Source organism: Enterobacter sp. C3_dUdeg (assembly GCF_057536195.1).
This window is the reverse complement of record NZ_BAAKFX010000003.1, coordinates 41,188-54,571: the sequence shown is the minus strand read 5'-3', so window position 1 is coordinate 54,571 and position 13,384 is coordinate 41,188. Positions and strand designations below refer to the sequence as shown.

11 protein-coding genes are annotated in these 13,384 nt (G+C 58.0%); 7 read left to right on the top strand and 4 right to left on the bottom strand.

Annotated elements, in window-relative coordinates:
* The first annotated feature begins 161 nt into the window (after positions 1-161).
* From fhuA to fhuB, 4 genes are read left to right on the top strand one after another with little or no spacing between them, the layout of a single operon-like run.
* Positions 162-2,411, top strand: a complete 2,250-nt coding sequence (fhuA, locus tag AC27FC_RS10300) for a ferrichrome porin FhuA (RefSeq protein WP_033144662.1) — start codon at positions 162-164, stop codon at positions 2,409-2,411.
* Between the two features lie 50 nt (positions 2,412-2,461).
* Complete coding sequence (fhuC, locus tag AC27FC_RS10295; protein WP_033144663.1) at positions 2,462-3,259, top strand: Fe3+-hydroxamate ABC transporter ATP-binding protein FhuC; 798 nt, start codon at positions 2,462-2,464, stop codon at positions 3,257-3,259.
* Complete coding sequence (gene fhuD / locus AC27FC_RS10290) at positions 3,259-4,149, top strand: Fe(3+)-hydroxamate ABC transporter substrate-binding protein FhuD (RefSeq protein ID WP_033144664.1); 891 nt, start codon at positions 3,259-3,261, stop codon at positions 4,147-4,149. The genes fhuC and fhuD overlap by 1 nt, the downstream gene beginning before the upstream one ends.
* Positions 4,146-6,128, top strand: a complete 1,983-nt coding sequence (fhuB, locus tag AC27FC_RS10285) for a Fe(3+)-hydroxamate ABC transporter permease FhuB (RefSeq protein ID WP_094934546.1) — start codon at positions 4,146-4,148, stop codon at positions 6,126-6,128. The genes fhuD and fhuB overlap by 4 nt, the downstream gene beginning before the upstream one ends.
* A gap of 93 nt (positions 6,129-6,221) precedes the next feature.
* Here the strand turns inward: fhuB and hemL are convergent, their stop codons facing one another.
* The gene (gene hemL / locus AC27FC_RS10280) at positions 6,222-7,502 is read right to left on the bottom strand and encodes a glutamate-1-semialdehyde 2,1-aminomutase (protein WP_094934547.1); all 1,281 of its coding nucleotides are present in this window, start codon (positions 7,500-7,502) and stop codon (positions 6,222-6,224) included.
* Positions 7,503-7,679: 177 nt separating this feature from the next.
* Between hemL and clcA the strand changes: the two genes are divergently transcribed.
* Positions 7,680-9,080 carry a H(+)/Cl(-) exchange transporter ClcA gene (gene clcA, locus AC27FC_RS10275; protein ID WP_196354885.1) on the top strand — a complete coding sequence of 467 codons (1,401 nt, stop codon included), beginning with the start codon at positions 7,680-7,682 and terminating at the stop codon, positions 9,078-9,080.
* Between the two features lie 79 nt (positions 9,081-9,159).
* Positions 9,160-9,507 (top strand): iron-sulfur cluster insertion protein ErpA, encoded by a 348-nt coding sequence (gene erpA, locus AC27FC_RS10270; RefSeq protein WP_023310446.1) that lies wholly within the window; start codon positions 9,160-9,162, stop codon positions 9,505-9,507.
* 93 nt (positions 9,508-9,600) lie between these two features.
* Here the strand turns inward: erpA and AC27FC_RS10265 are convergent, their stop codons facing one another.
* From AC27FC_RS10265 to mtnN, 3 genes are read right to left on the bottom strand one after another with little or no spacing between them, the layout of a single operon-like run.
* Positions 9,601-10,224, bottom strand: coding sequence for a TRIC cation channel family protein (locus AC27FC_RS10265; RefSeq protein ID WP_023310447.1), 624 nt, complete (start codon positions 10,222-10,224; stop codon positions 9,601-9,603).
* Between the two features lie 27 nt (positions 10,225-10,251).
* On the bottom strand, positions 10,252-11,052 hold the full coding sequence (gene btuF, locus AC27FC_RS10260; RefSeq protein ID WP_047060090.1) for a vitamin B12 ABC transporter substrate-binding protein BtuF: 801 nt from the start codon (positions 11,050-11,052) through the stop codon (positions 10,252-10,254).
* Positions 11,045-11,743: a 5'-methylthioadenosine/S-adenosylhomocysteine nucleosidase gene (gene mtnN / locus AC27FC_RS10255; protein WP_014882620.1), complete on the bottom strand. Its 699-nt coding sequence runs from the start codon at positions 11,741-11,743 to the stop codon at positions 11,045-11,047. The genes btuF and mtnN overlap by 8 nt, the downstream gene beginning before the upstream one ends.
* 82 nt (positions 11,744-11,825) lie before the next feature.
* Between mtnN and dgt the strand changes: the two genes are divergently transcribed.
* The gene (gene dgt, locus AC27FC_RS10250; RefSeq protein WP_033144669.1) at positions 11,826-13,340 is read left to right on the top strand and encodes a dGTPase; all 1,515 of its coding nucleotides are present in this window, start codon (positions 11,826-11,828) and stop codon (positions 13,338-13,340) included.
* Positions 13,341-13,384 lie beyond the last annotated feature (44 nt).

Sequence of the window (13,384 nt, the reverse complement as noted above, 5' to 3'; positions counted from 1 at the left end):
TCTGATTAACCCTTCGTTTTCTCTTGATGATTTCTTAAACCCTTAATTCTCATAGGGCCGCTTACTGCTTGCTATGCAACCAGCGTTTCGCATATTATTCTGGCGCTCATAATAATAATTCTCGTTTACGTTATCATTCACTTTCACATCAGAGATTCAACATGGCGCTTTCCAATACTGCTCAGCCAATGAACACGTCGCTGCGTAAGCTCGCGGTCGTCGTCGCCACAGCGGTTGCCGGCATGTCTGCTTATGCTCACGCGGCCGAAACCCCGAAAAAAGAAGAAACCATTACGGTAACCGCAGCACCTGCGGCACAGGAAAGTGCCTGGGGGCCTGCTGCGACCATCGCCGCACGGCAATCCGCGACCGGAACCAAAACGGATACCCCTATTCAAAAGGTTCCACAGTCTATTTCTGTGGTCACGGCCGAAGAGATGGCGCTGCATCAGCCGCGCTCGGTGAAAGAAGCCCTGAGCTACACGCCGGGCGTTGCGGTAGGCACGCGCGGCGCGTCTAACACCTATGACTATTTGATCATCCGCGGCTTCGCGGCCGATGGCCAGACGCAGAATAACTACCTCGACGGCATGAAAATGCAGGGGAACTTCTATAACGACGCGGTAATTGATCCTTACATGCTGGAGCGCGCCGAAATCATGCGCGGTCCGGTTTCCGTTCTGTACGGCAAAAGCAGCCCGGGCGGTTTGCTGAACATGGTCAGTAAGCGCCCAACAACCGAGCCGCTGAAAGAGATCCAGTTCAAAGTCGGCACGGATAGCCTGTTCCAGACCGGGTTTGACTTTAGCGATGCGATCGACGACGACGGCGTTTACTCTTATCGCTTAACGGGCGTTGCGCGTTCTAATAACGCTCAGCAGGAGCGTGCGGAAGAGCAGCGTTACGCCATCGCGCCATCGTTCTCCTGGCGTCCGGATGATAAAACCACCTTCACGTTCCTCTCCTACTTCCAGAACGAGCCTGAAACGGGCTACTACGGCTGGTTGCCAAAAGAGGGAACGGTTGAGCCGCTGCCGAACGGCGATCGTCTGCCGACGAACTTCAACGAAGGCGCGAAGAACAATACCTATTCCCGTAACCAGAAAATGGTGGGATACAGCTTCGACCACGAGTTCAACGATACCTTTACCGTGCGTCAGAACCTGCGCTTTGCCGAGAACAAAACCTCGCAAAACAGCGTATATGGCTATGGCGTCTGTACCGATCCGGCAAACAGCGGCAACAAACAGTGTGCCGCGCTAGCGCCATCGGACAAAGGCCATTATCTGGCGCGTAAATACGTTGTCGATAACGAAAAGCTGCAGAACTTTACCGTTGATACCCAGCTGCAGAGCAAATTCTCAACCGGCGAGGTGGACCACGTCCTGCTGACCGGCGTTGACTTTATGCGCATGCGAAATGACATCAACTCCTGGTTTGGTTACGACGACTCTGTTCCGCTGCTGGATCTCTACAATCCGGTGAACAGCGATTTTGATTTCGGCTCAAAAGATCCCGCGACCTCCGGCCCATATCAGATCCTCAACCGTCAGAAACAGACGGGGCTGTACGTTCAGGATCAGGCGCAGTGGGATAAAGTGCTGGTAACCCTGGGCGGCCGTTATGACTGGGCCGATCAGGAATCCTACAACCGCGTGACGAACACCACCTCCAAACGTGATGATACCCAGTTCACCTGGCGCGGTGGCGTTAACTATCTGTTTGATAACGGCGTAACTCCGTACTTTAGCTACAGCGAATCGTTTGAACCGGCTTCGCAGACCGATGCCCAGGGCAAGCTGTTCTCGCCGTCTAAAGGCAAACAGTACGAAGCGGGCGTGAAATACGTGCCGAACGATCGTCCGATCGTCGTCACCGGTGCGTTGTACCAGCTGACCAAAACCAACAACCTGATGGCGGACCCGGCGGGCTCCTTCTTCTCGGTTCAGGGCGGTGAAATCCGCGCGCGTGGCGTAGAACTGGAAGCGAAAGCGGCCCTGTCTGCAAGCGTCAACCTGGTGGGTTCTTATACCTACACCGATGCGGAATACACCACGGACACCACCTACAAAGGCAACACGCCTGCTCAGGTGCCAAAACACATGGCATCGTTGTGGGGTGATTACACCCTGTTTGACGGTGCGCTGTCGGGTCTGACGCTGGGTACCGGCGTGCGTTACACGGGCTCAAGCTATGGCGATCCGGCGAACTCCTTCAAGGTGGGCAGCTACACCGTTGTCGATGCGCTGGTCAGATACGATCTGGCACGCGTTGGCATGGCTGGCTCAAACGTGGCGCTGCACGTGAACAACCTGTTCGATCGTGAGTACGTTGCCAGCTGCTTCAATACCTACGGCTGCTTCTGGGGTGCTGAACGTCAGGTTGTTGCCACCGCGACCTTCCGCTTCTAATCTCTCTTCGGGCACGGTTCGCCGTGCCCTTTTTATTTAAGTTGGCTGATATGCAGGATATTCAAACGCAACCCGACACCACCTTTACGCTCAATCATCTCTCCTTTCGCGTACCCGGGCGCACGCTGCTGCATCCGCTCTCTCTGACGTTCCCTGCCGGTAAAGTGACGGGCCTGATTGGTCATAACGGTTCCGGTAAATCCACGCTTCTCAAGATGCTGGGGCGCCATCAGCCGCCTTCAGAAGGCGATATTCTGCTGGATGACCAACCGCTGGAGAGCTGGAGCAGTAAAGCCTTTGCCCGCAAAGTGGCCTATCTGCCGCAGCAGCTGCCGCAGGCGGAAGGGATGACGGTGCGCGAGCTGGTGGCGATTGGGCGTTATCCGTGGCACGGTGCGCTTGGGCGCTTCGGCGTCGCCGACAGAGAGAAGGTGGAAGAGGCGATTGCGCTGGTCGGGCTAAAACCGCTGGCGCACCGTCTGGTGGATAGCCTGTCCGGCGGCGAACGTCAGCGCGCGTGGATCGCGATGCTGGTGGCGCAGGACAGCCGCTGTCTGCTGCTGGATGAACCGACCTCTGCGCTGGATATCGCCCATCAGGTCGACGTCCTGGCGCTGGTGCATCGCCTGAGCCAGCAGCGTGGCCTGACGGTCATTGCGGTCCTGCACGATATCAACATGGCCGCGCGCTATTGTGACTACCTCGTCGCGCTGCGCGGGGGCGAGATGATTGCCCAGGGGACACCGGCAGAGCTGATGCGCAGCGAAACGCTGGAACATATTTACGGTATTCCGATGGGTATTCTGCCTCACCCGGCCGGGGCTGCACCGGTGAGCTTTGTCTACTGATGCTGAATAACACACGCATTAGCCGCCGTCGCCTGCTGACGGCGATGGCGCTCTCGCCGCTGCTGTTAAAAATGAATACGGCGCGTGCCGCCGCCGTCGATCCGCACCGTATTGTGGCTCTGGAGTGGCTGCCGGTCGAACTGATGATGGCGCTCGGCGTCACGCCCTATGGCGTGGCGGACATTCCTAACTATAACCTCTGGGTGAACGAGCCAAAGCTGCCGGACTCGGTGATCGACGTCGGCCTGCGTACGGAGCCAAACCTTGAGCTGCTCACCCAGATGAAACCCTCGTTCCTGTTCTGGTCCGCGGGCTACGGCCCGTCAGAGGAGACCATGGCGCGCATTGCGCCGGGACGTGGATTTGCTTTCAGCGACGGTAAAAAACCGCTGGCCGTGGCGAAAAACTCGATTAACGAGATGGCGCACTTTCTCAACCGCGAAGCGGAGGCCAAAAAGCATCTCGACGAATTTGATGCCCTGATAGACTCCCTGAAGCCGCGCTTTGCTCACCGGGGCGATCGTCCGCTGCTGATGGTGACGCTGCTGGATGCCCGCCATATGCTGGTCTTCGGTAAAAACTGTCTGTTCCAGGAGGTGCTGGACAGCTTCGGCATTCGCAATGCCTGGGAAGGGGAGATGACCTTCTGGGGCAGTACCGCCGTGGGTATCGACCGCCTGGCGGCGTTTCGCGATGTGGACGTGCTCTGTTTCGACCACGGTAACGAACGCGACATGCAAACCCTGATGGCGACCCCGCTCTGGCAGGCGATGCCGTTTGTGCGCGAGAAGCGCTTCCAGCGCGCCCCGGCGGTCTGGTTCTACGGCGCGACGCTGTCGGCCATGCATTTTGCCCGCGTGCTGGATAACGCCCTGGGAGGTAAAGCATGAGTACGCGTATCGCCCGCTTCCCGGCGCTGCTGTTATCTCTGCTTTTTCTGGTTGCGCTGGTATTAACCGGGTTCAACCTCTCCGCGGCCTTACCGCGCGCGCAGTGGGGGGCCGCTCTGGCCTCGCCGGATATCGACAATATTCAGCAGATGCTGTTCCACTACAGCCTGCTGCCGCGTCTGGCGATCTCCCTTTTGGTCGGGGCCGGCTTAGGGCTGGTGGGCGTGCTGTTCCAGCAGGTTTTACGTAACCCGCTGGCAGAGCCAACCACGCTCGGCGTCGCGACCGGCGCGCAGCTTGGGATCACCATCACCACGCTGTGGGCGCTGCCGGGAGCGTTAACCTCGCAGTTTGCAGCACTCGCGGGGGCGTGCGTGGTGGGCGCGCTGGTCTTTGGCGTGGCCTGGGGCAAGCGCCTTTCTCCTGTGACGCTTATTCTGGCCGGGCTGGTGGTGAGCCTGTACTGCGGGGCGATTAACCAGCTGCTGGTGCTGTTCCATCACGATCGGCTGCAAAGCATGTTCCTGTGGAGTACCGGCACGCTCACCCAGACCGACTGGAGCGTTGTAGAGCACCTCTGGCCGCAGCTGGCTGGCGGCGTCGTGCTGACGCTGCTGCTCCTGCGCCCCCTGACGCTCATGGGGCTGGATGATGGCGTGGCGCGTAACCTGGGGCTGGCGCTGTCGCTGGCTCGTCTGGCGGCGCTGACGCTGGCGATTGTATTGAGTGCCCTGCTGGTCAACGCGGTTGGCATCATCGGGTTTATCGGCCTGTTTGCGCCGCTGCTGGCGAAAATGCTCGGGGCGCGTCGCCTGCTGGCGCGTCTGATGCTGGCGCCGCTGATTGGAGCGCTGATCCTCTGGCTTTCCGATCAGCTTATTCTCTGGCTGGCGCAGGTCTGGAGGGAAGTGTCCACCGGCTCTGTGACCGCGCTTATCGGGGCGCCGCTGCTGCTGTGGCTGCTGCCGCGCTTGCGCAGCATGAGCGCACCGGCGATGGACGCCGGCGATAAAGTCTACGCTGAACGTCAGTCGGTGCTGTGGTTTAGCCTTGCCGGTCTGGCGGTGCTGATTATCGCCTCGTTCGCGGCGCTCTCATTCGGACGCGATGCCATGGGCTGGCACTGGGCAACGGGTGATTTACTCAATGAACTGGTGCAATGGCGCTGGCCGCGTATCTTCGCTGCGCTGATCGCAGGGGTGATGCTGGCAGTGGCGGGGTGCATTATTCAGCGTCTGACCGGCAACCCGATGGCAAGCCCTGAAGTGCTTGGGATCAGCTCTGGCGCCGCCTTTGGCGTGGTGCTGATGCTGTTCTTTGTGCCGGGGAATGCATTTGGCTGGCTGATGCCTGCCGGCAGTATCGGCGCGGCAATCACGCTGATGATTATCCTGATTGCCGCCGGTCGCGGCGGGTTTTCGCCGCACCGCATGCTGCTGGCCGGGATGGCGCTCAGCACCGCATTTACCATGCTGCTGATGATGCTGCAGGCCAGCGGCGATCCGCGTATGGCGAAGATCCTGACCTGGATTTCCGGCTCGACGTACAACGCCACCGGCAGCCAGGTGGTCTGGTCCGGGATCGCGATGCTCGTGCTGCTGGCGATGGTGCCGCTGTGCCGCCGCTGGATGACCATTCTGCCGCTCGGCGGCGAAACCGCGCGTGCGGTGGGAATGGCGCTGACGCCAGCGCGCGTGGCCCTGCTGCTGCTGGCGGCGTGCCTGACGGCTGTGGCAACCCTGACGATTGGACCGCTGAGTTTTGTCGGATTAATGGCGCCGCACATTGCCAGAATGATGGGATTCCGCCGGACGATGCCGCATATCGTCATGTCGGCCCTGACGGGCGGGGTGATGCTGGTGTTTGCGGACTGGTGCGGAAGAATGGTGCTGTTCCCGTATCAGATCCCGGCGGGTCTGCTGTCGACCTTTATCGGTGCGCCGTACTTTATTTATCTGTTGAGAAAGCAGAGTCGGTAATAAAAGTAAACGGCAATCCTTTAATTGCCGTTTTAGTGTTTGCTCCCTCTCCCCGTGGGAGAGGGTTGGGGTGAGGGCATCAAGCCGCACATCTTACAGCTTCGCAAACACCTTGCGCGCCGCGTCGATGGAGTTGTTGATATCTTCTTCGCTGTGCGCCACGGACATAAAGCCCGCTTCGAACGCGGACGGCGCCAGGTACACGCCTTCGTCCAGCATCAGGTGGAAGAAGCGCTTGAAGCGTTCAACGTCGCACTTCACCACGTCCTGATAGCAGGTCACGGTTTTCGCATCGGTGAAGAAAATCCCGAACATGCCGCCCACGTGGTTAACCACCAGCGGAATACCCGCTTCTTCTGCCGCTTCCAGCAGACCGTTTGCCAGCTGCGAGGTCAGGTCGGTCAGGGTTTCGTGAATACCCGGCTGTGCCACTTCGGTCAGGCAGGCAAAGCCCGCCGCCATGGCGATAGGGTTACCGGAAAGCGTGCCCGCCTGGTAAACCGGGCCGGTTGGCGCCAGGGCTTCCATCACGTCCTTACGACCACCGAATGCGCCGACCGGCATGCCGCCGCCGATGATTTTGCCGAGGCAGGTCAGGTCCGGCACGACGTCGTAGTAAGACTGGGCACCTGCCAGCGCCACGCGGAAGCCGGTCATGACTTCATCGATGATCAGCAGCGCGCCGAACTCGTCGCACAGGGCGCGCAGGCCCGGCAGGAAGTCAGGCTGCGGTGGGATACAGTTCATGTTGCCGGCAACCGGCTCAACGATGATGCAGGCGATTTCCTGCGGATACTGCTCGAACGCCGCGCGAACGGTAGCAAGATCGTTGTAGGTGCAGGTCAGGGTGTGCTTCGCGAAATCTGCCGGTACGCCAGGCGAGTTCGGCTGGCCGAGCGTCAGCGCGCCGGAACCGGCCTTCACCAGCAGACAGTCGGCATGGCCGTGGTAACAGCCTTCAAACTTGATGATTTTATCGCGACCGGTAAAACCGCGCGCCAGGCGGATGGCGCTCATGGTGGCTTCGGTACCGGAGTTCACCATACGCACCATGTCCATGGTAGGCACCAGTTCGGTCACCAGCTCCGCCATTTTCACTTCCATTTCGGTTGGCGCACCGAAGCTCAGGCCGCGCTGGGCGGCTTCAATTACCGCGTTACGAATGGCCGGATGGTTGTGCCCCAGCACCATCGGCCCCCAGGAACCCACATAATCGATATAGGCTTTGCCATCGACATCATACAGATACGCGCCGTCAGCACGTTCGATAAACAGCGGCGTACCGCCCACGCCGGTGAAGGCGCGCACAGGTGAGTTCACGCCACCCGGAATAAGCTCGCGGGCTGCACTGTAGAGGTTTTCAGAGTTGCTCATGGCGTCGTTCCTGGTTCGAATAAAATGGTTAAGCCCACTATTCTATGTGATTCGGGGAAGGTTATGAAATTTTTAGCCGGGCAATGCTTTAAGATTTGTTAAGTAATTTTCAGGAGACGGTAGGGCCGTCTCTGGTAAAATCCTCGCGGCTTTTTGTGTGACAAATAAGAACAGGACATGAAATCAGATTCTCCGTCTTTTGAAGAACAACAGTTTACGCGCGCCCAGCACCGAATCAGCATTCGGCGGCTGCTCAATCGCGATAAAACGCCGCTGGCGATCCTGCTGGCCGCTGCCGTGGTGGGTACTCTCGCGGGCCTGGTTGGCGTGGCGTTTGAAAAAGCGGTTAATGCCGTACTCAACTGGCGAGTGGGCACCGTGGCCGGTTTCGCCGACAGCGAATGGCTGGTCTGGGTGTGGGCATTCGGGCTGTCCGCGCTGTTTGCCATGGTGGGGTATTTTCTGGTGCGAAAATTCGCGCCGGAAGCGGGGGGATCGGGCATCCCGGAAATTGAAGGCGCGCTGGAGGAGCTGCGTCCGGTGCGCTGGTGGCGGGTGATTCCGGTTAAGTTCATCGGCGGCATGGGGACTCTGGGCGCGGGAATGGTGCTTGGACGGGAAGGACCCACGGTACAGCTGGGGGGGAACGTCGGCCGTATGGTGGGCGATCTGTTTCGGATGCGAAGCGCCGAAGCGCGCCATACGCTGCTGGCAACCGGCGCGGCGGCGGGGCTTTCCGCCGCGTTTAACGCGCCGCTGGCGGGCATTTTGTTCATTATCGAAGAGATGCGCGCGCAGTTCCGCTACAACCTGATCTCAATTAAAGCGGTATTCACCGGCGTCATTATGTCGAGCATCGTGTTTCGCATCTTTAATGGCGAGGGAGCGGTCATTGAGGTGGGTAAACTGACCAACGCGCCGGTCAACACCCTGTGGCTTTACCTGATCCTCGGCATGATTTTTGGCGTGGTGGGGCCGCTGTTTAACACCTTTATCCTGCGCGCTCAAGATATGTTCCAGCGCATTCACGGCGGGAACACCACGAAATGGGTGCTGATGGGCGGTCTGCTGGGCGGAATGTGTGGCGTACTCGGGTTTATCGAGCCGAATGCCGCAGGCGGCGGGTTCGGGCTGATTCCCATTGCGGCGGCGGGGAATTTCAGCGTGGGTCTGCTGCTGTTTATGTTTATCTCCCGGGTTATCACGACGGTACTGTGCTTCTCTTCCGGCGCGCCCGGGGGGATTTTTGCCCCGATGCTGGCGCTGGGTACGCTGCTCGGCACCGCGTTTGGTATGGCGGCTGAAGTGGGCTTTCCCGCCTATCACCTTGAAGCCGGGACCTTTGCGGTGGCCGGAATGGGGGCGCTGCTTGCCGCGTCCCTGCGTGCGCCCTTGACCGGGATCGTGCTGGTGCTGGAAATGACGGACAATTACCAGCTCATTTTGCCAATGATCATCACCTGTCTCGGCGCGACACTATTAGCCCAGTTCCTGGGTGGAAAACCGCTATATTCCACCATCCTCGCGCGTACCCTGGCGAAACAAGCGGCTGAGCGGGCCGCCACGCAGAATACTTGAATGAATTACCAGGGTATTAGATAATGAGACAAAGAATTGGGTGAATTTTACCCAATGGCAGTATTCATGGGAGCATAAGATGAGTGATGACGTAGTAGCTGTACCGCTCGAATTTACCGAAGCAGCAGCCAACAAAGTGAAAGTCCTGATTGCCGACGAAGACAATCCGGATCTGAAACTGCGTGTTTATATTACCGGTGGCGGCTGCAGCGGCTTCCAGTATGGTTTTACCTTTGACGATCAGGTTAACGATGGCGATATGACTATCGAGAAACAGGGCGTCGCGCTGGTGGTTGACCCGATGAGCCTGCAATATCTGGTGGGTGGTTCGGTGGATTACACCGAGGGTCTGGAAGGTTCGCGCTTTGTGGTCACGAACCCGAATGCGACAAGCACCTGCGGGTGTGGATCTTCGTTCAGCATCTAAGAGAGTGCGGGCTGATGCCGTTACTCCGTCCCTCTCCCACAGGGAGAGGGAGAAAAGACTAAAAACGGTAACCTTGCGGTTACCGTTTTGCTTTTACCTGCCATTATCATCCAGCGCAAACGTCGGCAGCTTCAGGTGCCAGCGTATCGCCGCTAAGCGTATCACCAGCGTCACGACCATCCCCAGCATCGCGGCATTTTCCAGCGGGAGGGCAAAGGTGTAGTACGCGGTAGCGTGAACAATCCCGCCCACGATGCAGGCCGTCGCGTAAATTTCAGTACGCAGGATCATCGGCACTTCACGCGCCAGAATGTCGCGAATGATCCCACCGCCCACGCCGGTTAATACGCCCATGCAGATTGCCACCATCGGACCGGTACCGGCATTAAACGCCTTGTTGACGCCAATACCGACAAACACGGCCAGACCCACGGCATCCAGTACCGGCAATATCCACTTGGGTAAGCGGCGGGGCTGGCGAACCAGCACAATGGTTAACAGGCAGGTGACCATCGCGACCACCAGATCGGTAGGATCTTTCACCCAAAACACCGGGCCATTTGCCAGCGCCATATCGCGGATAGTCCCGCCGCCGACGGCGGTCACGACGCCCAGCACCAGCACGCCAAACGGATCCATGCGTAGTTTTCCGGCGAGCAGAACGCCGGAGATAGCAAAAACGGCTGTGCCAAGAATATCCAGCCAATAAACGAGCATCGTTAAATCCTCGAAAAGGGTCTTATGTTAGTGACTCTCTGCCAGCGCGGCACAGAGCTGTTTTGCGGCGAGGATAATACGCGGGCTGGCGCGTTCAAACCAGTCGCTGTTGAGCGGGATCACCGGAATTTTTAGCTGCTTTTGCCAGAATTGTTCAATTTTAGGAATCTCGCTCGCATTTCCGACCACGACGATGGCCTGCGGCTGGCGCGCCAGCACCTGTTCGCGGCTCACCTGAGGCCACGGCACCCGGCTGGCAGCAAAGATATTTTCACCGCCACAGACTTCCAGCACCTGGTTCTGAATCGACCCTTTTCCTGTGGTGAACAGCGGCTGGCTGCCAAACTGCAGGAAGATGCGTTTTTTAACAGGGGTATCGTATCGGGATTTCAGCGCGGCATAGTCGCTCAGCATCTGTTTCGCCGCAGCCTCGGCTTTTTTGGGCGTAGGGCTGTAGGGTGCCAGGGCGCGTAGCGCCTGAGCGACCTGCTCAATGCTGACGGCATCAATCCACATGACCTTTATGCCAAGCGAGGTGAGCTGGTTGACCTGCCGCTCGGCGTTGCCGCCGCGCCAGGCCAGCACGAGATCCGGTTTAAGCGCCACGATGCGCTCAAGGTTCATCCCCTGCCAGGTTGCCACCTGTTCAATACCCGCGGCTTGTGGTGGGTAATCCGAAAAGCTACTCACGCCAACGGGCGTGATCCCGGCGGCAAACGCCAGTTCCGTATTTGCGGGAGAGAGAGTAATCACGCGCGGTAACGCATAGAGCCACAGCGGGGCGAGAAGAAGCAGGGCGGCCAGCGCCCTGACGGTATGTTTAGCCACGTGCCAGATTCTGCACCAGGCGCTCCACCATCACGGTGGACTGTTTTGCCGCAACGGTCAGGAACTCGTCGAAGCTGATGTGGGACTGCTGGTCTGCCACGTCAGAGATGGCGCGAACCACCACGAACGGTACGCTGAAGTTATGGCAGACATGAGCGATCGCGGTCGCTTCCATCTCAACGGCAACCGCCTGAGGGAAATTATGACGGATTTTCGCCAGCCCAACGGAGCCGTTGATGAAGGCATCACCGCTGACAATCAGACCGCGTACCGCGTTGAGGTTGAGTTCTGCGATGCAGGTCTCTGCCGCCGCAATCAGTTTGTCGTCAGCTTTAAAACCAGCAGGGCAGCCCGGGAGCTGGCCGTACTCGTAACCGAACGCGGTGACGTCGGCATCGTGGTAACGCGCTTCGTCGGAAACAACGATATCGCCCACTTTCAGCGTCGGCGCCAGGCCGCCCGCAGAGCCGGTATTCACGATCACGTCCGGCTTGCAGCGCTCAAGCAGCAGGGTTGCACCCAGCGCAGCAGCCACTTTACCGATGCCTGATTTCAGCAGAGCCACGTCAACACCGTTCAGCTGGCCGGTGTAGATCTCACAACCTCCCAGAGAGAGGGTCTGACGGTTCTCAATTTTGTCACGCAGCAGCGTAACTTCTTCTTCCATTGCACCAATAATGCCGATTTTCATAGATTTACTCGCGATGTGCCTTGTTAAGATGCATAGTCTATCATGCGGTTAAGGGGAAACGCATTCTCACGCGGGGGAGCACATGTCACCAATCGATTTTCGCACCAAAATAAACTGGCACCGACGTTTCCGTTCGCCGCAGGGCGACAAGAGCGAACATGAGATCCTGCGTATCTTCGAAAGCGATCGCGGGCGGATCGTTAACTCGCCTGCCATCCGCCGTCTGCAGCAAAAAACTCAGGTGTTCCCGCTGGAGCGTAACGCCGCGGTGCGCACGCGCTTAACCCACTCGATGGAAGTGCAGCAGGTCGGGCGCTACATTGCCAAAGAGATTTTGAGCCGTCTCAAAGAGCAGCGTTTACTGGAAACCTATGGTCTGGACGAGCTGACGGGGCCCTTCGAGAGCATCGTTGAGATGGCCTGCCTGATGCATGACATCGGCAACCCGCCTTTCGGCCACTTTGGTGAGGCGGCTATCAATGACTGGTTTAAGCAGCGGCTTTATCCTTCGGATGCGGTAAGCCAGCCCCTCAGCGATGACCGCTGCATCGTACGCGATTTACGCCTGCGTGAAGGTGAAGAGGGGCTGAACGATCTGCGCCGCAAAGTGCGCCAGGATTTGTGTCACTTCGAGGGCAACGCGCAGGGGATCCGGCTGGTTCATTCCCTGATGCGCATGAACCTGACCTGGGCACAGGTCGGCTGCATTCTGAAATATACGCGTCCCGCGTGGTGGATGGGGGATACGCCCGCGTCCCACAGCTATTTAATGAAAAAACCGGGCTATTACCTTTCCGAAGAGGCCTATATTGAACGGTTACGTAAAGAACTTTCATTGACGCCAAACGGCCGCTTTCCATTGACGTGGATTATGGAAGCCGCCGATGATATTTCCTATTGCGTGGCCGATCTGGAAGATGCCGTGGAGAAAAGAATCTTCAGCGTCGAGGAGCTTTATCAACATCTTTATGCGTCCTGGGGTACCCATGAAAAAGGTTCGCTGTTTGCGCAGGTGGTCGAAAATGCCTGGGAAAAATCGCGCTCAAATACATTAAGCCGCAGTACGGAAGACCAGTTCTTTATGTATTTGCGGGTCAATACATTAAATAAGCTGGTGCCGTATGCGGCGTCGCGTTTTATTGATAATTTGCCGCTCATTTTCAGCGGGGAATTCAACCACGCGCTGCTGGAAGATGACAGTAGTTTCAGTCAACTCCTTGAGCTTTATAAACATGTGGCGATGCGGCATGTATTCAGCCATCCGGATGTCGAGCAGCTAGAGCTGCAGGGCTATCGGGTAATCAGTGGGTTACTGGAAATTTATTCCCCGTTGCTTCAGCTGTCGGTCGATGAATTCAGCGAACTGGTGGAACACGAGCGCGTGCGCAGAATACCCATCGAATCGCGGCTTTATCAGAAACTTTCTACCCGGCATCGTCTGGCGTATGTCGAAGCGATTGGTAAGCTGGAACGCAACTCTCCCCAATGGCCGGTGATGGAATATTATTATCGCTGCCGTCTTATCCAGGACTATATCAGCGGCATGACGGATTTGTATGCCTGGGATGAATACCGCAAGCTCATGGCGGTGGAATAATTCCGGAGTTTTGTAAAGACGGCCAATAAATTTTTACCTTTTCC

Coding starts and splice junctions, on each gene's coding strand:
- AC27FC_RS10265 (WP_023310447.1), bottom strand. CDS start 10,224: ATGCTCGTTTATTGGCTGGATATTCTTGGCACAGCCGTTTTTGCTATC.
- dgt (WP_033144669.1), top strand. CDS start 11,826: ATGTCACCAATCGATTTTCGCACCAAAATAAACTGGCACCGACGTTTC.
- fhuA (WP_033144662.1), top strand. CDS start 162: ATGGCGCTTTCCAATACTGCTCAGCCAATGAACACGTCGCTGCGTAAG.
- clcA (WP_196354885.1), top strand. CDS start 7,680: ATGAAATCAGATTCTCCGTCTTTTGAAGAACAACAGTTTACGCGCGCC.
- fhuC (WP_033144663.1), top strand. CDS start 2,462: ATGCAGGATATTCAAACGCAACCCGACACCACCTTTACGCTCAATCAT.
- erpA (WP_023310446.1), top strand. CDS start 9,160: ATGAGTGATGACGTAGTAGCTGTACCGCTCGAATTTACCGAAGCAGCA.
- mtnN (WP_014882620.1), bottom strand. CDS start 11,743: ATGAAAATCGGCATTATTGGTGCAATGGAAGAAGAAGTTACGCTGCTG.
- fhuB (WP_094934546.1), top strand. CDS start 4,146: ATGAGTACGCGTATCGCCCGCTTCCCGGCGCTGCTGTTATCTCTGCTT.
- fhuD (WP_033144664.1), top strand. CDS start 3,259: ATGCTGAATAACACACGCATTAGCCGCCGTCGCCTGCTGACGGCGATG.
- hemL (WP_094934547.1), bottom strand. CDS start 7,502: ATGAGCAACTCTGAAAACCTCTACAGTGCAGCCCGCGAGCTTATTCCG.